This is a genomic window from Moraxella bovoculi 237 (assembly GCF_000696305.2).
Classification (GTDB): domain Bacteria; phylum Pseudomonadota; class Gammaproteobacteria; order Pseudomonadales; family Moraxellaceae; genus Moraxella; species Moraxella bovoculi.
Genome location: NZ_AOMT01000013.1, coordinates 59055 through 82088, shown reverse-complemented (window position 1 = coordinate 82088; position 23034 = coordinate 59055). Strand labels below are relative to the sequence as shown.

Below are 23034 nucleotides of genomic sequence, written 5' to 3'. Positions count from 1 at the left end.
ATTGTCTAAGTGATGTCTAGGAACAACTAAAAAACCTACGATAGTAATTTCGAGGTTTTTTTATTGATTGCATTATTTAAGCTTAAAGCTCGCGACCTTCAAACTTAGCAAAGGCTGCTCGCTCACTGTCCGTCCACGCTTGCTTTGCGCCATGTTCATCAGCGCGCACCATCACCGCCTCGGCTGTCGCTACGATGGTGTCTTGGGCGGTGCTATAATAAGCATGTTCGAACACCACGCTTGTCGTGCCCAAGTTCTTAATGCGCACACCGACCAGCAATGTGTCTGGATAAGTGACGGGGCATTTGTACTGACAGCTGCTCGCCGCCAAGATGGTCGAGATATCAGTACGCGTCTTTACCAGCCCGGACGCACGCAAATAGCTGATGCGCGCTGACTCAGTATAACGGTAGAATACCACGTTATTTAGGTGATGAAAGCCATCCATCTCGCCCCACGCCACAGGCTGAACATGGACGCTAGGATACTCCGCCAACACATCAGGGCGATCGTTGCCCACCAATATCGGCTCATACACGCCAGTCACACTAAGCATTAGGCATCCGCCTTTGGTTTATAGCCTGCGGGGCGTTCGTAATCGCCATTATCTAGAAATAACTCACGCTGTTCAGCGATGAATTTTTTGGCTTCTTTATCCACCATACTCAGGTGCTTTTCGTTGATGAGCATGGTTTGTAGTTCTAGCCACTCGCCCCATGCCTTAGCAGAGACGGTGTCTTGAATCTCCTGCCCTTTGGCATTAGGAAAAGGTGGATTGGGTAGTTTGGGTAATTCTTGTTTGTATTTACGGCACATCACAAGATTGGCTTTAGGGTTAAAGATTTCCATGGTGCTTCCAAATGATAAAAAGGTATTATAACAAATGTGGGGATGGATTTGGTGTTATCAATGATGAGTTTTTTAGTTTATAAAGATTTAGATGCGATGGCAAGAGCTACCGTAATTAACACGGTAAAAACTTAGTGTCAAAATCTAGCCATCCTGCACATCTACCACCAATAATCTATCAGACATTTCGCCCAAACAAAAACCCAACGCTTAACACATTGGGTTTTATCAATCACTTTTTAATCAGCCTTTAACCCGACCACGCCCGCGCTCAATCGCTTTTACCACCTGCTCTGGGGCAGTACCCCCGATATGATTACGAGCATTTAGCGAGCCTTCTAGGGTTAGGCAGTCAAAGACATCATCGCCGATGAGCGGACTAAACGCCTTTAACTCATCAAGGCTAAGCTCACTCAAATCCACGCCTTTTGATACACCAAGTGCCACCGCACTCCCAACCACTTCATGAGCATCACGAAACGGCAAGCCCTTTTTGACGAGATAATCCGCCAAATCAGTCGCTGTGGCATAACCTTTCATTGTGGCGGTACGCATATTTTGGGCATTTGGCGTGATGTTTGGGAGCATATCAGCAAAGGCGATGAGCGAGCCTGTCAGCGTATCCACGCAGTCAAACAAGGGCTCTTTGTCTTCTTGGTTGTCCTTATTGTACGCTAAGGGCTGATTTTTCATAAGTGTGAGCAGGGTTGTGAGCTGTCCGAACACACGAGCGGTCTTACCACGCACAAGCTCTGGCACGTCAGGATTTTTCTTTTGGGGCATGATGGACGACCCTGTACAAAAGCGGTCAGGGATATGGATAAAACCAAACTGTGCCGACATCCACAAAATCAGCTCTTCACTCATGCGAGATAGGTGCATCATCAAAATGCTGGCGTTGGCGGTAAATTCAATGGCAAAATCACGGTCAGACACCGCATCGAGCGAGTTCTCACAAATGCCGTCAAAACCAAGCAGGCGAGCGGTGATTGTGCGGTCAATAGGGTAAGTCGTCCCTGCCAAGGCTGCCGAGCCTAGTGGCATTTGATTAATGCGAGTGTGAGTCTGGGCAAAACGCTCGCTATCACGGCAAAGCATCTCAAACCACGCCATAACATGATGAGAAAAACTCACAGGCTGGGCGGTCTGCAAATGCGTAAAGCCGGGCATGATGGTCGTGGTGTGTTTGCTTGCCAAATCAAGTAGACCGTTTTGTAATTTGCCAATTAAGGCGATGATTTTGTCGGTCTCATCTCTTAGGTACAGGCGAATGTCGGTTGCCACTTGGTCGTTACGGCTACGCCCTGTGTGCAGTTTTTTGCCGACATCGCCAATCAAGGCGGTCAAGCGACTCTCAATGTTCATATGAACGTCTTCTAGCTCCACACGCCATTCAAATTCGCCACGCTCAATCTCGCCTTTGATTTGGGTCAGTCCGTCCACGATTTGACGGCTTTCATCGGCGGTGATGATACCGCACTGCCCAAGCATGGTGGCGTGGGCGATAGAGCCTTGTATGTCTTGATTTGCCATGCGTTTGTCAAAATTGACAGAGGCGGTAAATTCGGCAACAAAACGGTCGGTGGCTTCGCTAAAACGTCCGCCCCACATTTGGGCGGTGGCTTGATCATTGTGTGTATTATTGGTCATCATAACACCTATATTCAGTCTAAAATCTCATGAATTATAACACAGCCCACCTCCAAAACTGCGCCAAAGATGGGAAAATTATCACAAAAATGCTATGATGCTCGTAAATTATTCGCAAGTTTGGCCATGCAGATTTTATTATTTAGCAATCATCGCGCGCTGATAGACCACGTTCGGCGATCCCTATCGGATGACAATAGCTCACACACGCTGATTCATGCTGGCACGCTCACAGACACCATCACATCATGCAAGCTAAACCAGCCTGCCATCATCATTATTGATGTCTCTACAGCACCCATCACGTTCTTTGTTCACAGATTCATCGAGCACTATCATAGAAAGCTGCGCCCTGCCATTGTGCTGTTTAGCCAAAATGACAACCTGCCCATGGACATCGCATCGCTTGGCGTGCAGGGCGTTCACGCGTATGGCGATAACAAATTCCCCTGCATGTCAGACATCATCGAGTGCTGCACCCAGCCAACCCTAGCGCAGCGCCAGTCGCACGAGTACGTCATGATACGCAGCCATCGCGGCGATGAGCGGATTTTTATTGATGATATTTTTTATTGCCAAGCGGAACAAAAATACACCAAGATTCGCCATCGCCACGGCACCACATTCACCGACGACACCCTAAAATCCCTAGAGTCTCTACACCCCGCCAAGCTGGTGCGCATCCATCGCCACACCTTAGTAGGCATGGCGCACATCCGCGCCATCACGAGCGATGACGGTCATCAGCTGCATTTATACGGTGTCAGCGAATCACTTGACATCTCACGGCGCTGCCTGCCAGCCCTGCGTGATAAGTTAAAAAGCAGCCAAGATAACCAAAATAGGTCAGCATTTGCCCAAAGCTCATTAATGTGATTAAATATAACCAATCAAACAACCCTACGGAAAAATGAAAAATCATGACAACTGCACTTAACATCCCTGCCACCCTAACCATCGCCACACGTCAAAGCCCGCTTGCGCTATGGCAGGCGAATTTTGTCAAAGATACGCTTGAGAAGCTGTATCCTACGATGAAAGTCGAGCTGCTTGAGATGGTTACCAAAGGCGATAAAATCCTAGACACCCCTCTTGCCAAGATCGGCGGTAAGGGTCTCTTCGTCAAAGAACTCGAAAACGCCCTATATGAAAAACGCGCTGACATTGCTGTGCACTCCCTAAAAGACGTGCCGATGGTTCTGCCAGAAGGGCTGACACTAGGCGCCTATCTAGAGCGCCACGCGCCGACAGACGCCTTCGTATCGAATCGCTATGCCAGCCTAGATGAGCTGCCTGATGGCGCAGTCCTAGGCACATCAAGCCTACGCCGCGAATGCCAAATCGCTCACACCAAGGGAAACCTGATCATCAAATCCCTGCGCGGTAATGTCGGCACCCGCCTATCAAAACTCGATGCTGGCGAATATGATGCCATCATTCTGGCAACCAGCGGACTAGAGCGCCTAGGCTTGGGTGAGCGTATCCGTCATGAGCTCGATGATGAGCTTAGTCTGCCTGCGGTGGGTCAAGGGGCATTGGCGATCGAGTGCCGAGCGGATGACGAGACGATTTTACAGTTATTAGCACCGCTAAATCACCTAGCCACACGTCTGTGTGTGATCGCAGAACGTGCGATGAACAAGACGCTAGAAGGCGGCTGCCAAGTGCCGATCGCAGGCTTTGCCACCATCGATGGCGACACGCTCAGCCTTCGCGGCCGAGTGGGCAGCATCGATGGCAAGACACTACTAAAATCTCAAAACACCATCACCTTAACACACACCGCAGATGATGAACAAAATGCCGAGAACCTAGGTAAACAAATCGCCCAAGACCTACTATCCCAAGGCGCTGATCAGATTCTAAAAGAAGTCTATCAAAACAATGGCTGACACTCTGTTCATCAATACCCGCCCCACGCACCGAAGTGATGCACTCAATCGCTTGAGCGTGCGTGTGGCAAATCTGCCCTTGCTTGCCATCAATGATTTATCACTGACGGCAAGCGAGCAGGCGATGATGGGCAGATTTTGTCACACCAACCCGTATAAAGTCCTGATCGTCACCAGTGCAGAGTCCGCCAAACGCGCCATTCGTTATCTAAGCAATCAAGGCTATAATACCGCTCAAGAACTGACAGCTCTATCAGAATGCACTATTGTCGCCGTGGGAAGTGCGACCGCCAGAGCCTTGATAAATTTTGGCTTTACGGTGGTTCTGCCTGCCACCGCCAATAACGAAGGCATGTTGGCACTTGATATCATCCAGCGCCTAACATCAGGCGATCAGGTCATGGTCTGGCGCGGTGTAGGTGGGCGCAGGCTACTGCATGATGACCTAATCGGCCGCGGCGTGCAGATAGATGCCATCGAATGGTACGAACGCACCGTCCCACATGACCTGATTAACATTCATCATGCCATCGCACCACTCATCGATGATGCGATGGCAATGCGCACACCTGTATTTATGCTCATCGCCAGTCAGATGGCGTTCGAACATTGGCAAAGCCTCAACAACCCACACGCCCCACAGCTGCACTATCTCACCCTAGGCGAGCGTTTGTTTGATATCGTCAAGACCGCGCACCCCGCCGCACAGGTATATCTGATTGATAATCTCGACGCCGACCACGTCAGCGCCATCATCACACGCCTATCTCAAGACCTCCTAGACTGCTAAACTGCTAAATATTCACCAATTTTTGGCAAATTTTTCCCACGCCCCTTGAAAAACACCCAAAAGCCTTTATCAAGATAAGGATTTTATTGTTATATCTTTTCACAGGCAGGACAACCATGACCGAACAAACTCAAGACATCACCAACGAAGAGACCACAGCCACCGAGCAGGTCGCAGGCGAAACTTGCGAATTGACCGCCAAAATTGCCGAATTAGAAGCCCAAGTCAAAGAGGCCAAAGACGCAGCAGCTCGTGCCAATGCCGAGTCCTACAACGCTCAACGCCGTATGGAGCAAGAAACCGACAAAGCCAAAAAATTCGCTCTACAAAAGTTCGCCAAAGAGCTACTGGACGTGGTGGATAACTTAGAGCGCGGTCTAGAAGCCAGCGAAAAATCAGGAACGGATGAGAGCGTTCTTGAAGGCTTGCGCCTAACCCATAAATCTCTGCTTAGTGTGCTAGAACGCAATGGCGTGATAGCAGTCGGAGAAGTTGGCGAGAGTTTCAACCCTGATTTGCACGAAGCGGTGGGTATTTTCCCTGATGCGGACAAAGACACCATTGGACAAGTACTGCAAAAAGGCTACACGCTAAATGAACGCTCCATTCGTCCTGCAATGGTGCTGGTGGGAGCTTAATACCGTCCTTGAAAGTTTGATTTATGCTTAAAACTTGGGTGGATTACAACTTACCTCAAGTTGGATAAGCATAAAAACACATGGGCGAAATTTTTATGATAGCTTATGGATTTTGTTTTAAATTTCAATGGCTTAAAACAAAATTTTTTATAAAAAATTTTTTAAAAATTTGTCAAATTTTCTCTTGAAAATACAAATTTGACACAAATATAACACACCAAGTTTGACAAAACTGTTTTGCAAATTTGTCAAAAATTAACTGAACAAATCGGAGAAAAATTATGGGTAAAGTTATCGGTATTGACTTAGGTACAACCAACTCTTGTGTGGCGGTACTAGAAAATGGCAACGTCAAAGTCATTGAAAATGCCGAAGGGGCGAGAACCACGCCTTCTATCGTGGCATTCAAAGACGGCGAGACCCTAGTCGGTCAATCTGCCAAACGCCAAGCAGTTACCAACCCACAAAACACCTTATTTGCCGTAAAACGTCTTATCGGTCGCCGTTATGACGAACAAGCGGTTCAAAAAGACATCGGTCTTGTGCCTTACAAAATCGTCAAAGCCGACAATGGCGATGCGTGGGTAGAAGTGAACGGCAAGAAACAAGCACCGCCACAAATCTCTGCCGAAGTTTTGAAAAAAATGAAAAAAACCGCCGAAGATTATCTTGGCGAAACCGTAACCGAAGCGGTTGTTACCGTGCCTGCTTATTTTAACGATGCCCAGCGTCAAGCCACAAAAGACGCAGGACGTATCGCAGGGCTTGATGTTAAGCGCATCATCAACGAGCCAACCGCTGCCGCCCTTGCTTTTGGTCTTGACAAAAAAGAAGGCGACCGCACCATTGCTGTGTATGACTTGGGTGGTGGTACCTTTGACGTGTCTATCATTGAGATTGCGGACGTGGACGGCGAACAGCAGTTTGAGGTGCTGTCTACCAACGGCGATACTTTCCTAGGTGGTGAAGACTTTGACATTGCTTTGATTGACTACCTTGTGGACGAGTTCAAAAAAGAGCAAAACGTCAACCTAAAAGGCGACCCGCTAGCCATGCAACGCCTAAAAGAAGCTGCCGAAAAAGCCAAAATTGAACTGTCAAGCTCAACGTCTACCGAAGTGAACTTGCCGTACATCACCGCAGATGCCACAGGTCCTAAGCACTTGGTAGTAACAGTCAGCCGTGCCAAACTAGAAGCCTTGACCGAAGAGTTGGTGGCTCGCACGATTGCCCCATGTAAAATCGCCCTAGAAGATGCTGGTCTATCTGCCAGCGACATTGATGACGTGATTTTGGTGGGTGGTCAAAGCCGTATGCCACTTGTCCAGCAAAAAGTACAAGAGTTCTTCGGTAAAGAGCCAAGAAAAGACGTGAACCCTGATGAAGCGGTGGCAATCGGTGCGGCGATTCAAGGGGCGGTACTCTCTGGCGACAAAAAAGATGTCTTGCTACTTGATGTAACTCCGCTAACGCTAGGCATTGAGACCATGGGTGGCGTGATGACGGCAATCATTGAGAAGAACACGATGATTCCCACCAAAAAATCACAAGTGTTCTCAACCGCTGCCGACAACCAGCCTGCCGTAAGCATTCAGGTGTATCAAGGCGAGCGTAAAGTGGCGAGCCAAAACAAACTTTTGGGCAACTTTGATTTGACTGACATTCCGCCTGCACCCCGTGGCGTGCCACAGATTGAAGTTACCTTTGACATCAACGCTGATGGTATCATGAACATCTCTGCTAAAGACAAAGGCACAGGCAAATCACAATCTATCCAAATCAAAGCCGACAGCGGTTTGACGGACGAAGAGATTGAACAAATGGTGCGTGATGCCGAAGCCAATGCCGAAGCGGATAAGAAGTTTGCCGAGCTTGCGGGCGTGCGCAACGAAGCGGACGGGCGTATCGCAGGGGTACAAAAAGCCCTAAAAGAAAATGGCGATAAAGCGACCGATGAAGAAAAACAAGCGGTAGAAACGGCTATCAGCGAGCTAGAACTTGCGACCAAAGAAGATGACGTGGACGCAATCAAAGCCAAGCTAGAAGCCCTTGACAACGCATTCTTGCCAATCGGTACGAAGATTTATAGCACTGACCAAGGTGCAGGTGCGGACGCAGGTCAAGCACAGCAAGCCAAACCTGCCGATGACGGCGTGGTAGATGCTGAGTTTACCGAAGTTAAAGATGATAAATAATCTTTGATTGGTAACTACTGGAAAACAAAAGAACACCGCTCAATTTGATTGGGCGGTGTTCTTTTATGGAAAATTTGTGAAAAATTTTCTTGTGCAGTATTTGTATCTAATTTTGACGTATAATATTGACATACCAACTAATACGCCACACCATGCACATTCTCATCATCGAAGACGACCCTGCCATTGCCACGACCTTGCGTTTTGCCTTAGAGCGTGAAGGCCATACCGTGTCATGGGCAGACACGATTGCCAAAGTCGCCCTATGCCTTGATACGCCACGCCTTGACGCTGTCGTGCTGGACGTGGGATTGCCTGACGGAGACGGTTTTGACGTGTGCCAAATGATACGCCAAGGCGACAAGCACGCCCACGCCCCCATACTGTTTTTGACAGCACGCACGGACGAGATAGACCGCATTTTGGGTTTGGAGCTGGGGGCGGATGACTACATCGCCAAGCCATTTAGCCCCCGAGAGCTGATAGCACGGCTAAAAGCGATATGGCGTAGAGAGAATATCTTTACCCAAAAATCGAACAAATCTGATACATCAGGCAAATCAGACACCGCCCACACCGATTTTACCAAAACCACAGGCAGACACACTTGGCATTATCAAGCCCATGATTATTCACTTTTTCTAAATAATCATGCCTTGACCTTATCAAAAACTGAGCTTGGTATCATGCTCACCTTGCTTGCCAACCCCACGCACATTTTGTCCCGTGAGCAGATTTTGGCAAGCATTTCCGACCACCCCGAACACCGCCTATCACGCACCATTGACAGCCATATCAAGACTTTACGGCAAAAATTGGCAGAAGTGTGCGATGATGAGATTATCATCACTCATCGGGGGCTTGGATATGGATTGGCTTAACTTTTGACAAATCCACGCCCAAGCTCTGATGAACGAGAAAAGATAATATTAATGCTTGCACAAGGCATAAAACCCAGTAAAATCGCAAGCATGTTAGGACGTTCTCGTTTAACAATTTCAAGAGAAATATCAAAAAATTTAAGTTAAACCAAGCATGCAAACCTAAGTTTAAATTAGATGACAAAGAGTTATGTCAATTGGTGCATGATAAGTTTATGAGTCACAGGTGGTCTCCAGAGCAAATCAGTAAACGTCTTAGGCTTGAGAATACAAAACACCAAATAAGTGCCAATACAATTTATCGAGCCATTTATCATGGATGGTTTGATGAAAGTGGCAGATTGGCACGTCGTAAGCTACGCCATAAAGGTAAGACAAGATATGCTAAGACTCATGATGAAAAGCGTGGTAAAATTAAGATCAGTCATGAATTATCAGAACGTCCAGTAATGAAAATACCAATGGACTGCTTAGAGAATATTTCCCTAAGCATCAAGATTTAAGCAAGTGGCATGAAAGCGATATTATCAGTAAAGTAAATGAACTCAATCATAGACCCAAAAAGTGTTTAAACTGGAAAACACCTTATGAGGTTTATTTTGATGAAGTGTTGCAGTTAGTTTGATAGTTCAAGAGTTTAAACAAGATTTTTCTTTGTCGGCGATGATTGCAGGGCTTTTGGCAGTCGTAATTTCTTATGCAGATCCTTTGGTAATTTTTTTCAAGCTGGTGAAAGTGCAGGCGTTAGCACCCCTATGATAATATCGTGGATTTGGGCGGTGTCATTGGGTTTGGCAGTTGGTAGTATTGTATTGTCTTTGTATTACAAAGTACCGATTTTACTTGCTTGGTCAATCCCAGGTACAGCACTTTTGGTCAGCTTATTTCCAAACCTAAGCCTAAATGAAGCAGTAGGTGCTTATATTGTTGCAGGGTTTATCACGCTGTTGATTGGCATAAGTGGCGGTCTTGATAAAATTTTACATCATATTCCAGAAGGCATTGCAAGTGGTATGATGGCGGGAATTTTGTTTGATTTTGGGCGTGGGGCGTTTTTGGCATCTGCCAACTCACCACTACTGGCTTTTGCGATGCTTATCAGTTTTTTATTTGCCAAGCGTTTTACGCCACGCTATGCCATTGTTTGGGTGCTATTTAGTGGTCTTGTGGTGGCGTTTTATTTGGGGCTTATTCAAACCAAACAGGTACTTACTATCTATATTACTGAGCCGATTTTTATTTTTCCTGCATTTTCGGTACAAGCAATACTCAATTTAGCAATCCCTTTGGTGTTGTTAAATTTAACAGGGCAATTTTTGCCAAGTATGGCACTTGCCAAAACCCATAAATACGCCGTATCTAGCCGTCCTATCATCACGACTGTCAGTATATTATCAGTTTTGGTAGCATTTTTTGGTGGTATTAGTATCGTACTAGCAGCGGTTACATCCGCTTTATGTATGAGCAAAGACTGCCACGACAATCCTGCCAAACGCTATGTCGGTGGTGTATTTGATGGGGTGTTTTATTTGGTGGCAGCGGTATTGGCAAAGCACCCCAAAAAGGACAAGAAGACCCAAAACTTATCAATGCTGGCAAAGAATTTGTAACTATGCTAGACGGCGGTGCATTTAGTATGATGCATGGTGGACATCTTGATATTTGCGTATTGGGAGCATTTTAAGTGGACGAAGACGGCGACCTTGCCAACTGGCACACAGGCGAGCCTGATGCCATTCCTGCGGTGGGCGGTGCGATGGATTTGGCAATCGGTGTTAAAAAAAATTGATGGTTTGCCATTTGATGAATTACAACGCCTAACAGATGCAACTTTAATAGACAGTACAAATTAATGCCAATTATTGGATAGAACAATGATTGAATATCAATTTTTTTAATAAAGATAAATTATGCAAACAGCTTATATTATTGATGCCATTCGCACACCTTTTGGGCGTTATGGCGGTAGTTTGGCAAGTGTGCGTGCCGATGATTTGGGGGCAGTCGTCATTGAAGCACTCATAAATCGCAACACACAAGTGGATTTTGGTCAAGTGGACGATGTGATTTTTGGCTGTGCCAATCAAGCAGACGAAGATAACCGCAATGTGGCACGAATGTCAGCACTTTTGGCAGGTCTGCCTACACAAGTATCTGCCACCACCATTAATCGTTTGTGTGGTTCATCGCTAGATGCCATTGCCATTGCCAATCGTGCTATTAAAGCAGGCGAAGCCAATCTCATCATCGCAGGCGGTGTGGAGAGTATGAGCCGAGCACCATTTGTTATGGGTAAAGCTGACAACGCCTTTGACCGCACCCAAAAAATAGAAGACACCACGATGGGTTGGCGGTTTATTAACCCACAATTAAAAGAATAATATGGGGTGGACACTATGCCCCAAACGGCAGAAAATGTGGCAGAAAAGTTTGGCATTAGCCGTGAAGACCAAGATAAATTCGCCCTAAGAAGCCAGCAATTAACCAAAATCGCCTAAGAAAACGGCTTTTTTTGACAAAGAAATTACCCCTGTTAGCATACCCCAACGCAAGGCAGAGCCTGTGATTGTAAAAAAGATGAACACCCACGAGCAGATACGACCTTTGAAGGTCTAGCAAAACTCAAACCCATTGTCAAAGCAGACGGTACAATTACCGCTGGCAACGCATCAGGCATTAATGATGGTGCAAGTGCCATACTGATTGCCTCTGATAAAGCAGTAGCAAAATTTGGTCTAAAACCTCGTGCCAAAATCATCGCCAGTACCACCGTAGGCATTGAGCCACGCATTATGGGTTTTACCCCTGCTCCTGCTATTCAAAAATTGCTTGCTATGACACATCTTAGTCTTGATGATATAGATGTCATTGAACTTAATGAATCCCTTGCTTCCCAAGCACTTGCTTGCACTCGTGAACTAGGACTTGCCGATGATGGCAGCCGTATCAATCCCAATGGCAGTGCGATTGCCATCGGACACCCCTTAGGTGCGTCTGGGGCAAGACTGGTTACCACCGCTTTAAATCAACTAGAAAATATCAATGGCAAATACGCCCTGTGTAGTATGTGTATTGGCGTAGGGCAGGGAATTGCCTTAATTATTAAAAGAGTATAGACCTTATTAAATTATTAGCACCATTAAATTATCAGGATAACTTATTATGCCTATTTTTCAAAAAAAACAATGTCAGTTTACACTACCAAACCTTTGGTAACCCCAAAAAATCCTGCCTTGGTTTTCTCCAACTCATCGGGAACAGACTACACAATGTGGCAAGCCTAAATTGACGCTTTGCAAAAAGATTTTTTTCTTATCTGCTATGACACTCGTGGACACGGTCAAAGCACCGCACCCAATAAGTCTTATACAATAGCAGAATTGGGGTGTGATGTGGTGGGTTTATTAGAGCATTTGCACATCAAAAAAGCCCATTTTTGTGGTATCTCTATGGGGGCTAACAGGTATTTGGCTGTCTATTCACGCTCCTGATAAATTTGATAAAATCATTGTTGCCAATACCGCCGCCAAAATCGGTAATCAACACGCTTGGCAAGGCAGAGCAACAAGTGTACAAGCCAATGGCTTACAACCTACCGCTGACACCGCTCCGAGTCGTTGGTTTAGCAATGGCTTTATTCAAAATCACCCCAATATTGTCAAAAATTTAGGCGACAGCCTAGCAAAAGGCGACAAAGACGGCTATGCTAACTGCTGTCAAGCCCTAGCAATCGCTGATTTGCGTGATGAGTTAAAAAACACCAAAACGCCGATAATTGTCATCACAGGCGAAAAAGACCCTGTTACTACCGTGGCAGACGGACAATTTATTGTAGATAACGCCCCCAATGCACGCCTTGTTACACTCAATGCTTCGCATATTTCCAATATAGAACAAGCTGATAAATTTACCAAGGCGATAAAAGACTTTTTGACAAAAGCCTAAGACAAATTTAGACTGTTTTTGGGTAATTGGTTTATAATATACCAAATCATTATACAAATACCTATGAGACAGTTATTATTCGCCCTAGCATTTACCGTGCAAGCACTTGTTGTACCAACCCATGCTCTAATTGACGAACAAGCGGTCAGCGAGCTGATTTTAAGCGACAACAACCAAGCCACAACAGACAACAAGCCAACAGACTTAGACGACATCGCCATTGACAATAAAGCCATTGCCGACAGCGACATTCAAAACCGCATTCAGGCAATTTTTGCAGAAATAGACGGGCTTGACAAAGTGGTCGTAACCGTCAATCAAGGCGTGGTCAAACTGTTAGGCGAAACCGCCAACGACAAAAAAGCCGTGCAAGCATTTAATTTGGCAAATCGCCTACAAGGCGTGGTGGCAGTAGAAGACGAAATCAGTCGCACGCTAAGCGTTGAAGACAATGTCACGCCTGTGGTCAATGAGCTAATGAGTAAGGTTAAATCTTGGACAAAAGCCCTGCCCTTATTGCTCACTGCTTTATTGGCGTTTTTGGTGGTGGCAAGCGTTGGCAAATTTTTGTCAAACCGCACACAGTTTTGGCAAAAAGTGACCCCAAACCCTTTTGTGGCAGAGCTGTTGTCTGGCACGGTCAAATTTGTCTTTATCGTGCTTGGGCTTATTTTGGGCTTGTCTTTAATGGGGGCTCAAGGCGTGATTGGTACTTTGCTTGGCGGTGCAGGGATTTTGGGTATTGCAGTGGGTTTTGCGGTCAAAGATTCTATTGAAAACTACATCGCCTCTATTATGCTAAGCCTACGTCAGCCATTTCGGGCGACCGACCGTGTGATTATCAACGACAAAGAGGGCATTGTGGTAAGGCTTACAAGCCGTGCGACCATTTTGATGACGCTTGACGGCAATCATTTAAGAATCCCCAATTCAGAAGTGTTTAAAGGCACAATTTTAAATTACACCAAAAATCCTGAAAGGCGGTTTCGCTTCGAGCTTGGGGTGGACGCCAACAACGACCCCTTGGCGGCGATTAAAGTGGGGCTTGATGCGATAAATTCGCTAGATTTTGTGCTTGATGAGCCAAAAGCGGTGGCGGTAATTAACGAGATTGGCGACTCAAACATCGTACTTGAATTTCAAGTGTGGGTCAATCAAAGCCAAACCGATTTTGCCAAAGCACGCAGTATCGCTATTCGCCAGACGAAACACGCCTTAGAAAACACAGGGTTTAGCTTGCCTGAACCGATTTATAAGCTAAACTTTGACCAAGCCTTAGAAGATGCGATTGTCAATCTTGCCAATAAATTTGGTCAAAATCAAGTACGCCCAATCGCAAACGCTGATGACAGCGAAAAACAAAAAGCCAAACAGCGTGCCAAGCAAATCCTAGACAACGCCAGCATTGATGATATGCTAAGCACCGACCCCGACCCCAAACTTCGCCAAAAAGTCCAAGATGAGATTACCAATAAAGACAATGATTTATTAAACGATACAAGCCCAGAAGAGTGAGTTAAATGTTCAAAAAAAAGCACAATTTAGGTTGTGCTTTTTAGATTGCGATTAAGCAGGAAACTATTGCCCAATCACAACTTTCTGCCATTCGACGCATTAAAAATCATCATAAAACCTGGATTGACAAGGTGATTTGCTCACTTTTTGAGCAACCTACAAAACCCAAGCCCATTTTAAAGCATATTCCAATCAATACAGCCTATTTTTTATGGTTTTTGATTAGTATCTGGCATCTTTAGGTTTATCGCCATTTGGCCAGTCCTTAACTTTCCCCTCAAAATCAGGTCTTGGCTTATGGGTAAAAAACTCAGCAACATCAACAGCATCTTGGTCGCTTAGCACACCACCATGCCCCCAGAGCCCTTGTGTTTGCATACCCATAGGCATATTATACTTGATAAAAGCCGCCGCCTTGTAGGTTCTTGCCATGCCTGCACCGATATTAAACGATTCATCACCCCAAAGAGGTGGAAAAGCAACTAACCCTAGATGGTCTTTTTTGCCCTCACCGTTGTCACCATGGCAACTGGCACATTGAGCATGGTAAATTTGCTCACCTCTGATAGGGTCTGGGACAAGACTGGTATCAACCTTACCTGCATTTTTTACATCTACCATGCTTTGTTTGGGCAGATTTTGTGAAAGCCATTTCATATAAGCAATCATTGCTGTCATCTCAGGTGAATCAGGCTTTAAGGGTTTGCCATTCATAGAACGCCTAAAACAGCCATTGATACGCATGACCAAATCCACCTCCTTGCCTGCTCGTGGCTTGTAAGTTGGGTAGGTATTAAAGCTGTTAATGTATGGGTCGCCCAAGGGGATTTTACCGCTTGCGATATGACAGCTGTTGCAGTTCATTTGAGCACCCACGGATAAAAACCGTCAAGCATGCAAACCTAAGTTTAAATTAGATGACAAAGAGTTATGTCAGTTGGTGCATGATAAGTTTATGAGTCACAGGTGGTCTCCAGAGCAAATCAGCAAACGTCTTAGGCTTGAGAATACAAAACACCAAATAAGTGCCAATACAATTTATCGAGCCATTTATCATGGATGGTTTGATGAAGGTGGCAGATTGGCACGTCGTAAGCTACGCCATAAAGGTAAGACAAGATATGCTAAGACTCATGATGAAAAGCGTGGTAAAATTAAGATCAGTCATGAATTATCAGAACGTCCAGTAATGAAAATACCAATGGACTGCTTAGAGAATATTTCCCTAAGCATCAAGATTTAAGCAAGTGGCATGAAAGCGATATTATCAGTAAAGTAAATGAACTCAATCATAGACCCAAAGAGTGTTTAAACTGGAAAACACCTTATGAGGTTTATTTTGATGAAGTGTTGCAGTTGGTTTGATAGTTCAAGCTTAAAAACTTTTAAGGCTTAAAACTGATTAACAGGAATGCGAACATACGGCTTGCCGTTTTGGGTGGTAAAAAATTCGCCTGCGTTGATATTGACCTGCACGGACGGAAGCATGAGTCTAGGCACGGATAGGGTTTTGTCCCGAGTGTCTCTCATGTTAATAAAGTCATCTCGGCTGATACCGTCTTTGACGTGGATATTATGCCGTCTTTGCTCGCCGACTGTCGTGGTTGGGCTATACGTGCGGTGCTTTGACGGATAGTCATGGCACAGATACAATACCGTCTCATCGGGCAGTGCCAGAATGCGTTGTATCGAATCATAAAGCCGACCGCTATCACCAGCAGGAAAATCACAACGAGCCGTACCAACATCGGGAGCAAAGAGCGTATCACCCACAAAGACGATGAGTCGTGTGCCGTCCGTTACCTGATACGCCATGTCCGCAGGGGTATGCCCTGCCACGTGCATGGCGGTAATGCTAAGACTGCCAAGTGCAAGAGTCGTGCCGTCATCGGTCAAATGGTCAAATTGAGACGCATTGGGAATAAAGTCATCATCAAGGTCATAGATGTCCTTAAAAATATGCTGAACCGTGGCAATGTGTTTGCCGATGACCGTCTGCCCGCCAAGTTGCTCTTTTAGATAATGGGCGGACGTAAGATGGTCGGCATGGGCGTGGGTCTCAATGATGTATTTGACCGTCAAATCGTGCGTTGTGATAAAATTGATGAGTTTATCGGCATTATCATAACTCACCCGCCCCGACACAGGGTCATAATCTAACACAGGGTCAATGATGGCACACAGTTTGGTATCATCATCGATGAGTATGTGGCTATACGTCTGGGTCTGTGGGTCTAAAAAAGAATGTACGTTCATGTGTCCGCTCCCTGATATTCGTGGGTTTAGTTATTTATAGCATAATTTACCCACCCCTACAATGCTATTTTAGATAATTCTAAAATAAGAAGAATCAATCAAAATAATTATCATCATGCCAACTTTTCACACCCTACTTGACCGCATTTTTAAAAAACGCCTAAGTTTTAGCATTTTTGTGCGGATATGGCTCACCTTTGCCTTGATTACCCTGTTGTCATCGTCCCTTGCCCTATATTATGTCCAAAAAACCGTGCGACCGTCCGCCAAGCGTGTGGTAGAAGACAGTCTTGTAGATACATCAGTGCTACTGTCGCACATCGTGGCAGATGACGTGGCAGATTTATCAAAAGATGAGTTAAATCAATCCCTTAACGCCAAATTATCCCACGCCTTTACCAACCCTGATGAACCACTTTGGTATCACCAAAAATCCAAAAGCACTTACCACATCTATATCACAGACGGCACAGGAGTGGTCATCTATGACAGTCGTGGGGCAAGCGTGGGGGCGGATTTTAGCCGTTGGAATGACGTGTATCTGACCTTGCGTGGCAAATACGGGGCAAGAAGCACTGACATCGGCGGGCATTCGGTCATGTATGTGGCAAGCCCGATTGTCTCAGACGGGCAGATAATTGGCGTGGTGTCCGTTGGCAAGCCCACTCAAACGCTCATTCCTTATATCAACAAAAGCACCGATGAAATCATTAAGATTATCTTAACGATTATGGCGATCACGCTTACCACCGCCACGCTCATGGCATGGTGGTTAAGACGCAGCATAGACAGCGTGAACCGCTACACCAAAGGGCTTGCCAGCACCGCTCCGCCCCATTTTTATCTTGGGCGAGAGCTGAACGAACTCATGGCAAGCATTCATGCCATGAAAGACACCATAGAAAATAAGGCGTACGTCAGCGAGTACGTCCACACGCTCACGCATGAGCTAAAATCGCCCCTGACCGCCATTCGTGCCAGTAGTGAGATTTTGACGGACGAGCTGAGTCTTGCCGAGCGTGAGCAGTTTACTGGCATTATCCTATCGCAAACGGACAAATTGACCGCCTTAGTGGACAAACTTTTAACCCTTGCCAAGATTGAACAGCCCACCTTTAAACTTACCATGAGCGATGTTGATTTGGATGCACTCATTCAAACCTGCCTAAATCAGCAGTCGGCAACCCTAAAACAGCTTGGCAAAACCGTGCAATTTACCAAAAGCAGTATTCATATCCGTGCCGATGAATTTTGGCTCACCCAAGCGGTGCAAAACGTCATTGACAACGCCATTTATTATGGCAAAAGTGCGATAGCCATTTATATAAGCCAAACCGAGACGGATACCTTTATCCATATCAAAAACGACAGCGACACGCTGGACGACTTTATCATCAAGCAAGCCTTTGAGCGGTATTTTAGCATGGGCAACAGCCACCGCCAAAAAAGCACAGGGCTTGGGCTAACCCTTGTCAAGCAAGTGATAGAGCTACATGGCGGGGCAGTGAGTTTTAGGCAGGACAAGGATAATTGCGTGATTATGGTAATGAGTGTGCCGCGCTGATTTCACACATTTTTCATAAAAGTCCCACCTTTTTCCATCATTTTTGCATACAGGGTTTGTACTATTTGCATAAATTTCCCACAGGAGTATTTATGCAAAAGACCTTTACCATTAAACTATTCATCATCGGCACGCTATGCTTTTTGTTCGGCCTAGGGATGGTGTTTATAAACTCACTGGTTTACGAACGCTCAAATTACCACCAAAGCGTGATGGAAGAAATCAAAACCATGCACGCAGGCGATCAGTTCATGATTGCGCCATTTTTATTGGTCGGTGATGCGCCCATTTTCGCCCAAAGTAGCAACATCGCGGGCACAAGCGACGTACAGGATGACAAATATCGCCGCGGCATTTATCACGCCATCAGCCATCAAAGCAGCCTAGACATCTCCCAAAAATACCAACCCATCACCCCACCAAAGACCGAAGATAACGACGCAGCCCCCGTCAGCCTAATCATCCCCATATCCGACCTTCGCGGCGCAAGCAACGCCAAAATCACCATCAATGGCAAAGAATATCCGACCAAGTTCAACACTCAAGGTAAATATCACTTATCCTACATCGAGGCCATCATCACCGACGATGCGCGCACCTTGGATAAGCCTCTAAACATCCGCACCAACTTGAACGTCTTAGGCATCGACAGCCTGCACATCGCACCGACAGGTGACAATGCCGAAGTCTCATTGGCGGGCAATTGGGCAGAGCCTAAGTTTTTGGGTGATGCGCTGCCAAATAATAAGCGCATAGACGCCACAGGATTTAGCGCGGACTGGCAGAATGATTTTTTGGCGACTGCCAACACACAAGCCATCATCAGCGCCAGCGAATGCAAGAGCGAATGCAGCCCCAATCTTCATAACAACCTAAACCATTTGGCGGTGGCATTCGTCAATACCACCGACACCTACACCCTAACCGACCGCACCATCAAATACGCACTGCTGTTCTTGGTTATTTCATTTGGTACGTTCTTTTTATTTGAGACCATAAAGAAGCTGCGCATTCACCCACTACAGTACGGTCTGGTGGCGAGCGCCTTATTGATGTTTTATGTGCTGCTGCTGTCGCTTGCTGAACACATCGCCTTCTATGCAGCCTATGGCATCGCGGCAGGTGCATGCGCCTTGCTCATCGGGTTCTATACCTACTACGTATTGGATGGCGCCAAGCGTTCTGGCGCATTTACGCTCTTATTATCATCACTTTATGCAGGATTCTATTTTATCCTATCGATCGACGAACTTAATCTACTGTTGGGCGCTGTTTTTTGCTTCCTACTGTTAGCGGCGGTCATGTTCATCACACGCAAGGTGGATTGGTACGCTCTAGAATTAAACCCAATGAAGCCAAACCAAACCCATCAACCAGAAGGAGATAACCATGCAAACCCATGATCTGATCGGCTTGTCCAAATCTGCCATCATGCGGCATTCTGAAGGCGCGGTAGAGTTTTTACATTGGCTGTATCTGCCAACATTGGGGCTGATTCTTAGCTTTGATAAACAAATCTGTTGCCAAGCAAACCCTTTATCAGACCAATAAACGCACCAAAACCATACAAAAATCAGCCACGGGTTTACAAATGTGGCTGATTTTTTGTGCAAAAAAGCTTATAATAGAATAAATTTATCTTGCCATCTGACAAAAAGGAGCAAGCCATGACCGACATGTTTTATCAATTTTTACCTGTATTTGCGGTGACTTTCGGTATTTTTTTGCTGTTTTTCTTATTCATGGGCGTGGGCTATTTGGTAAAAAAACAACCCCTAAAAGGCTCATGCGGCGGTGTCGCCAATCTTATGGGTGATGAATATTGCCAGTTCTGCGGCAACGACCCCAATAAATGCGAAAGCAATATGGACAAGGCGACCAGCGATAAAGCCAAAAGCTTGGCAAAATCTGCATAAAGCTGAATCATGTTTCACGTGAAACACAATAAAAATAATCGCCCAATCTCTTGAGTTTGGGCGATTTATTATGGTGGTTTAACTAAGGTTATTTGGTGCGCTGTCTTGTTACTTCATACAGCGCCATGCCTGTGGCAACACTCACGTTAAGGCTCTGAGGTCGATCAGGGTTATCCGCCATCGGGATATAGACCAGCGTATCGCAATACTCACGCGTCAGGCGTCTCATGCCATCGCCTTCTGACCCCATGATGATGGCAACCTTACCCGAGAAGTCACAATCATACAAAGGCTTGGCCGTCTCATCTAGGGCGGTGCCAAAGACGAATACGCCTGATTTTTTGAGGGCATACAGACTACGAGCCAAATTCGTCACCGCCACCAATGGGATAACTTCTGCTGCCCCGACCGACACCTTGGCGACCGTCGGCGTGATGGAGACACTTTGATGCTTAGGAATGATGACCGCATCCACACCCATCGCACTGGCAGAACGCAGGCACGCGCCCAGATTATGCGCATCGGTAATCTGATCTAACACCAAAAATAACGCATCTGCCCTATCACACAATGCCACCAGATCGCTCTCATCATACAGCTTCGGCGCTCGCGCAGACACAACCACACCCTGATGCTGATGACTGTCGCACAGCTCAGCAAGCTTGTCCTTGTGCGTCATCTGCACACTCACGCCCACATCTTTGGCGAGCTTGATGATGTCGTCATGCGTCTGGCTAGTCGCACCATCTTCGCGCAGCTGCACGAATAACGTCAACGCGTCCTGTGGGCGGTGCTTTAATAGTGCCGTCACCGCATGAATGCCGTAGAAATGTGGCGTGCGATTGGGTTTGGCTTTTGGTGAATTTGGCTTGCCCGACTTGTCTTTTTTGAATTTATCGGTAGATTTGGCGAATGCTTTGGGTGCTTTTGACATAAAATGGGCTTATTAAGAAGGTAAAATCTTTGATATTGTGGCAAATTTATGCCAAATTGTCAAAACATCGCCTGGTAATGGTAGATAATTTTATCCAGCACTTTTGAATGGCAAGCATCATCCCCATTATAATCCCAAAGCAAACAAAAATAACCGATGCCGCCCACGATGGTGTGCGTCATCATCTCACGCATGCATTAAAATTAACATTTCATAAATTGCTAAATCGGCATAAATTGATTATCATAAACCGCCGCCTTTTTACGGAAAAATGTCGCCATGTTGGTATCTCTAAGCCTAAATAATCTTGCCCTGGTCGAGCAAAAAGAAATCAGCTTTGATGAGCGTTTTAACGTCATCACGGGTGAGACAGGTGCGGGTAAGTCATTGATTTTAGATGCATTATCCTTATGCGCTGGGGAACGTGCTGACAGTGGCATCGTGCGTCATGGCTGTGATGAGGCGACGGTTTTTGGCGAATTTGACATCACCAATAACGATGAAGTCACCGCATGGTTCGCCGAGCACGAGCGCAAATTAGAAGAAGACACCCTGCTCATCCGCCGTAAGATCAGTAGCCAAGGGCGTTCAAAGTCGTGGATCAACGGCGTGCCCGCCAGCATCAGCGAGCTAAAATCACTGGGGCAAATTCTCGTCAATATCCACTCTCAGCACGCAGGGCTTGAATTATTAAAGCCGCAATTCGTCATTGATTGGCTGGATAAAATTGGCGAACTCACCACCTTAAAGACCGCCACCAAAACAGCCTATCAGAACTGGCAAACCATCAAAAAACAAGCCTATGACGCAAAAAGCCAATCTGTACAACGTGCCGATCGCATGGCATTACTGTCTGCCAAGCTTGCTGACATTGAACCGCTGTTGTCAGTGAATTTCGACGAGATCGAAAGCGAATATGACGAGCTGTCAAACCTTGAAGCCTTGATGACCGAGGCGATGACGGCGGTGAATTTCTTGGATAATGACAGTGACGAGCCTAGCGTGGCAAGCCTGCTGGGTCGTGCGATGCGTATCTGCGATCACAGCGTGGATAAGAGCAAGGTATTTAGCGAATGCAGTCAGCTGCTGGCACTCGCCCAAGAGCAAATCATGGACGCCACCGCCAAGCTCTCCGACTATGCTGAACAGTCACTACCTGACGAAGAACGCCTGCATGAGCTGAATACCCTGCTTGGGCTGGCTCACCGGCTGTCTAATAAATACCACACGCCTGTCAATGAACTGATCGCGGATGCCTCGAACTGGCAAGCCGAACTTGATCATCTGGGCGGTCTACCCGATAATGATACGCTTGATGCCAAGGTCAATGAAGCCTATGAAGCATATCTGTCAGCGGCAGAAGCGCTTGATAACGCACGCATCGCCATCGCGCCTGACATCTGTGAGCGCCTAGAGGCGAGACTGCTACCACTTGCTCTGCCGAATGCACGCTGCGAATTTGCCTTCAATGCCAAAGACGAAAGCCAATATAACACACACGGTAAATACGACATCACACTCTTGTTCAGTGCCAACGTCGGCATGCCGCTACAGCCATTACACAAGGTCGCCTCAGGGGGCGAGCTGTCGCGTATGGCGCTCGTCATGCAGGTAATGGCAGCAGGTGATGGCAAAGGCAGCCGCCCAACGCTGGTATTCGATGAAGTCGATGTGGGCATCAGTGGCGGCACAGCGCAGGTCGTGGGCGAACTGCTTCGCAGCTTGGGCAAGCATCAGCAGCTACTTGCCATCACCCACCAAGCCCAAGTCGCTGCCGCTGCACACCGCCACATTCTGGTCTATAAAGACCATGGTGAACAGACCACCAGCGACATCAGCGTCATCGCAGGCGAACATCAGATCGATGAACTGGCGCGCATGTCAGGTGGCGTGAACATCACTGAAGCCACGCGCAACCACGTCAAGAGCCTGCTGGCGGATATTGCCCATGCCGACCAGATTGGCGCGAATGCCGATGCCAACTTAAATAATTAAATAAAAATAACACA

At 46.5% G+C, this 23034-nt stretch carries 20 protein-coding genes and 5 pseudogenes; 19 read left to right on the top strand and 6 right to left on the bottom strand.

What is annotated here, in order from left to right:
* Positions 1-82 precede the first annotated feature (82 nt).
* The 3 genes from MBO_RS03830 to argH all read right to left on the bottom strand — a co-directional run bounded on the left by MBO_RS03830 (position 83) and on the right by argH (position 2460).
* Positions 83-556, bottom strand: coding sequence for an acyl-CoA thioesterase (locus tag MBO_RS03830; RefSeq protein WP_036363902.1), 474 nt, complete (start codon positions 554-556; stop codon positions 83-85).
* Positions 556-849, bottom strand: coding sequence for an oxidative damage protection protein (locus tag MBO_RS03825; RefSeq protein ID WP_036363899.1), 294 nt, complete (start codon positions 847-849; stop codon positions 556-558). The genes MBO_RS03830 and MBO_RS03825 overlap by 1 nt, the downstream gene beginning before the upstream one ends.
* Before the next feature lie 243 nt (positions 850-1092).
* Positions 1093-2460, bottom strand: a complete 1368-nt coding sequence (gene argH / locus MBO_RS03820; protein ID WP_173944416.1) for an argininosuccinate lyase — start codon at positions 2458-2460, stop codon at positions 1093-1095.
* A 108-nt stretch (positions 2461-2568) separates the two neighbouring features.
* Here argH and MBO_RS03815 point away from each other — a divergent pair, with 108 nt between their 5' ends.
* The 13 genes and pseudogenes from MBO_RS03815 to MBO_RS03760 all read left to right on the top strand — a co-directional run bounded on the left by MBO_RS03815 (position 2569) and on the right by MBO_RS03760 (position 14355).
* Positions 2569-3375, top strand: a complete 807-nt coding sequence (locus MBO_RS03815) for a LytR/AlgR family response regulator transcription factor (RefSeq protein ID WP_052585290.1) — start codon at positions 2569-2571, stop codon at positions 3373-3375.
* A 44-nt stretch (positions 3376-3419) separates the two neighbouring features.
* Positions 3420-4391, top strand: coding sequence for a hydroxymethylbilane synthase (gene hemC / locus MBO_RS03810; RefSeq protein ID WP_036363893.1), 972 nt, complete (start codon positions 3420-3422; stop codon positions 4389-4391).
* Entirely contained in the window at positions 4384-5181 is a 798-nt protein-coding gene (locus tag MBO_RS03805; protein WP_052585289.1) for a uroporphyrinogen-III synthase, read from the top strand. The genes hemC and MBO_RS03805 overlap by 8 nt, the downstream gene beginning before the upstream one ends.
* Before the next feature lie 116 nt (positions 5182-5297).
* The gene (grpE, locus tag MBO_RS03800) at positions 5298-5819 is read left to right on the top strand and encodes a nucleotide exchange factor GrpE (RefSeq protein WP_036363889.1); all 522 of its coding nucleotides are present in this window, start codon (positions 5298-5300) and stop codon (positions 5817-5819) included.
* Positions 5820-6100: 281 nt separating this feature from the next.
* On the top strand, positions 6101-8014 hold the full coding sequence (gene dnaK / locus MBO_RS03795) for a molecular chaperone DnaK (protein ID WP_036363885.1): 1914 nt from the start codon (positions 6101-6103) through the stop codon (positions 8012-8014).
* A gap of 152 nt (positions 8015-8166) precedes the next feature.
* Positions 8167-8895 carry a response regulator gene (locus MBO_RS03790; protein ID WP_036363882.1) on the top strand — a complete coding sequence of 243 codons (729 nt, stop codon included), beginning with the start codon at positions 8167-8169 and terminating at the stop codon, positions 8893-8895.
* 51 nt (positions 8896-8946) lie between these two features.
* Positions 8947-9520: pseudogene (locus MBO_RS10310) on the top strand (transposase).
* 130 nt (positions 9521-9650) lie between these two features.
* The gene (locus MBO_RS03780) at positions 9651-10505 is read left to right on the top strand and encodes a benzoate/H(+) symporter BenE family transporter (RefSeq protein ID WP_052585288.1); all 855 of its coding nucleotides are present in this window, start codon (positions 9651-9653) and stop codon (positions 10503-10505) included.
* A pseudogene (locus MBO_RS03775) lies at positions 10442-10678 on the top strand (CoA-transferase); the annotation flags it as partial. The gene MBO_RS03780 and the pseudogene MBO_RS03775, both read left to right, overlap by 64 nt.
* A 127-nt stretch (positions 10679-10805) precedes the next feature.
* A pseudogene (locus MBO_RS03770) lies at positions 10806-11597 on the top strand (acetyl-CoA C-acyltransferase); the annotation flags it as partial.
* Complete coding sequence (locus tag MBO_RS10285; RefSeq protein WP_320108857.1) at positions 11571-12011, top strand: thiolase family protein; 441 nt, start codon at positions 11571-11573, stop codon at positions 12009-12011. The pseudogene MBO_RS03770 and the gene MBO_RS10285, both read left to right, overlap by 27 nt.
* 46 nt (positions 12012-12057) lie before the next feature.
* Positions 12058-12840 (top strand): annotated as a pseudogene (gene pcaD, locus MBO_RS03765) (3-oxoadipate enol-lactonase).
* A gap of 63 nt (positions 12841-12903) precedes the next feature.
* Positions 12904-14355 carry a mechanosensitive ion channel family protein gene (locus MBO_RS03760; protein WP_036363879.1) on the top strand — a complete coding sequence of 484 codons (1452 nt, stop codon included), beginning with the start codon at positions 12904-12906 and terminating at the stop codon, positions 14353-14355.
* Positions 14356-14577: 222 nt separating this feature from the next.
* Here the strand turns inward: MBO_RS03760 and MBO_RS03755 are convergent, their stop codons facing one another.
* A complete protein-coding gene (locus MBO_RS03755; protein WP_080702181.1) occupies positions 14578-15219 on the bottom strand; it encodes a c-type cytochrome in 642 nt (213 codons plus the stop codon).
* A 16-nt stretch (positions 15220-15235) separates the two neighbouring features.
* On the opposite strand from MBO_RS03755, the pseudogene MBO_RS10040 reads away from it, so the two are divergent.
* Positions 15236-15720: pseudogene (locus tag MBO_RS10040) on the top strand (transposase); the annotation flags it as partial.
* A 27-nt stretch (positions 15721-15747) separates the two neighbouring features.
* Here the strand turns inward: MBO_RS10040 and MBO_RS03745 are convergent.
* Positions 15748-16611: an MBL fold metallo-hydrolase gene (locus MBO_RS03745; RefSeq protein WP_036363874.1), complete on the bottom strand. Its 864-nt coding sequence runs from the start codon at positions 16609-16611 to the stop codon at positions 15748-15750.
* 115 nt (positions 16612-16726) lie between these two features.
* On the opposite strand from MBO_RS03745, the gene creC reads away from it, so the two are divergent.
* The 4 genes from creC to nqrM all read left to right on the top strand — a co-directional run bounded on the left by creC (position 16727) and on the right by nqrM (position 20091).
* Positions 16727-18175, top strand: coding sequence for a two-component system sensor histidine kinase CreC (gene creC, locus MBO_RS03740; RefSeq protein ID WP_046700493.1), 1449 nt, complete (start codon positions 16727-16729; stop codon positions 18173-18175).
* 92 nt (positions 18176-18267) lie between these two features.
* Complete coding sequence (creD, locus tag MBO_RS03735; RefSeq protein WP_052585286.1) at positions 18268-19578, top strand: cell envelope integrity protein CreD; 1311 nt, start codon at positions 18268-18270, stop codon at positions 19576-19578.
* Positions 19565-19726, top strand: coding sequence for a hypothetical protein (locus MBO_RS03730; protein WP_160169661.1), 162 nt, complete (start codon positions 19565-19567; stop codon positions 19724-19726). Before creD ends, MBO_RS03730 begins: the two co-directional genes overlap by 14 nt.
* A 116-nt stretch (positions 19727-19842) precedes the next feature.
* Positions 19843-20091, top strand: a complete 249-nt coding sequence (nqrM, locus tag MBO_RS03725; protein ID WP_080702180.1) for a (Na+)-NQR maturation NqrM — start codon at positions 19843-19845, stop codon at positions 20089-20091.
* Between the two features lie 88 nt (positions 20092-20179).
* On the opposite strand, the gene rlmB is transcribed toward nqrM, so the two are convergent.
* Positions 20180-21025 (bottom strand): 23S rRNA (guanosine(2251)-2'-O)-methyltransferase RlmB, encoded by an 846-nt coding sequence (gene rlmB, locus MBO_RS03720; RefSeq protein ID WP_080702179.1) that lies wholly within the window; start codon positions 21023-21025, stop codon positions 20180-20182.
* Positions 21026-21304: 279 nt separating this feature from the next.
* On the opposite strand from rlmB, the gene recN reads away from it, so the two are divergent.
* Positions 21305-23020: a DNA repair protein RecN gene (recN, locus tag MBO_RS03715; RefSeq protein ID WP_036363871.1), complete on the top strand. Its 1716-nt coding sequence runs from the start codon at positions 21305-21307 to the stop codon at positions 23018-23020.
* The last annotated feature ends 14 nt before the right edge of the window (positions 23021-23034 follow it).

Excerpts from the sequence above, each read along its gene's own strand:
- MBO_RS03745 (WP_036363874.1), bottom strand. The coding sequence starts at position 16,611 with ATGAACGTACATTCTTTTTTAGACCCACAGACCCAGACGTATAGCCAC.
- creD (WP_052585286.1), top strand. The coding sequence starts at position 18,268 with ATGCAAAAGACCTTTACCATTAAACTATTCATCATCGGCACGCTATGC.
- MBO_RS03825 (WP_036363899.1), bottom strand. The coding sequence starts at position 849 with ATGGAAATCTTTAACCCTAAAGCCAATCTTGTGATGTGCCGTAAATAC.
- nqrM (WP_080702180.1), top strand. The coding sequence starts at position 19,843 with ATGACCGACATGTTTTATCAATTTTTACCTGTATTTGCGGTGACTTTC.
- hemC (WP_036363893.1), top strand. The coding sequence starts at position 3,420 with ATGACAACTGCACTTAACATCCCTGCCACCCTAACCATCGCCACACGT.
- MBO_RS03780 (WP_052585288.1), top strand. The coding sequence starts at position 9,651 with ATGATAATATCGTGGATTTGGGCGGTGTCATTGGGTTTGGCAGTTGGT.
- creC (WP_046700493.1), top strand. The coding sequence starts at position 16,727 with ATGCCAACTTTTCACACCCTACTTGACCGCATTTTTAAAAAACGCCTA.
- rlmB (WP_080702179.1), bottom strand. The coding sequence starts at position 21,025 with ATGTCAAAAGCACCCAAAGCATTCGCCAAATCTACCGATAAATTCAAA.
- dnaK (WP_036363885.1), top strand. The coding sequence starts at position 6,101 with ATGGGTAAAGTTATCGGTATTGACTTAGGTACAACCAACTCTTGTGTG.
- MBO_RS03730 (WP_160169661.1), top strand. The coding sequence starts at position 19,565 with ATGCAAACCCATGATCTGATCGGCTTGTCCAAATCTGCCATCATGCGG.
- MBO_RS03830 (WP_036363902.1), bottom strand. The coding sequence starts at position 556 with ATGCTTAGTGTGACTGGCGTGTATGAGCCGATATTGGTGGGCAACGAT.
- argH (WP_173944416.1), bottom strand. The coding sequence starts at position 2,460 with ATGTGGGGCGGACGTTTTAGCGAAGCCACCGACCGTTTTGTTGCCGAA.
- MBO_RS03815 (WP_052585290.1), top strand. The coding sequence starts at position 2,569 with ATGGGAAAATTATCACAAAAATGCTATGATGCTCGTAAATTATTCGCA.
- MBO_RS03755 (WP_080702181.1), bottom strand. The coding sequence starts at position 15,219 with ATGAACTGCAACAGCTGTCATATCGCAAGCGGTAAAATCCCCTTGGGC.
- MBO_RS03790 (WP_036363882.1), top strand. The coding sequence starts at position 8,167 with ATGCACATTCTCATCATCGAAGACGACCCTGCCATTGCCACGACCTTG.
- grpE (WP_036363889.1), top strand. The coding sequence starts at position 5,298 with ATGACCGAACAAACTCAAGACATCACCAACGAAGAGACCACAGCCACC.
- MBO_RS03760 (WP_036363879.1), top strand. The coding sequence starts at position 12,904 with ATGAGACAGTTATTATTCGCCCTAGCATTTACCGTGCAAGCACTTGTT.
- MBO_RS03805 (WP_052585289.1), top strand. The coding sequence starts at position 4,384 with ATGGCTGACACTCTGTTCATCAATACCCGCCCCACGCACCGAAGTGAT.
- recN (WP_036363871.1), top strand. The coding sequence starts at position 21,305 with ATGTTGGTATCTCTAAGCCTAAATAATCTTGCCCTGGTCGAGCAAAAA.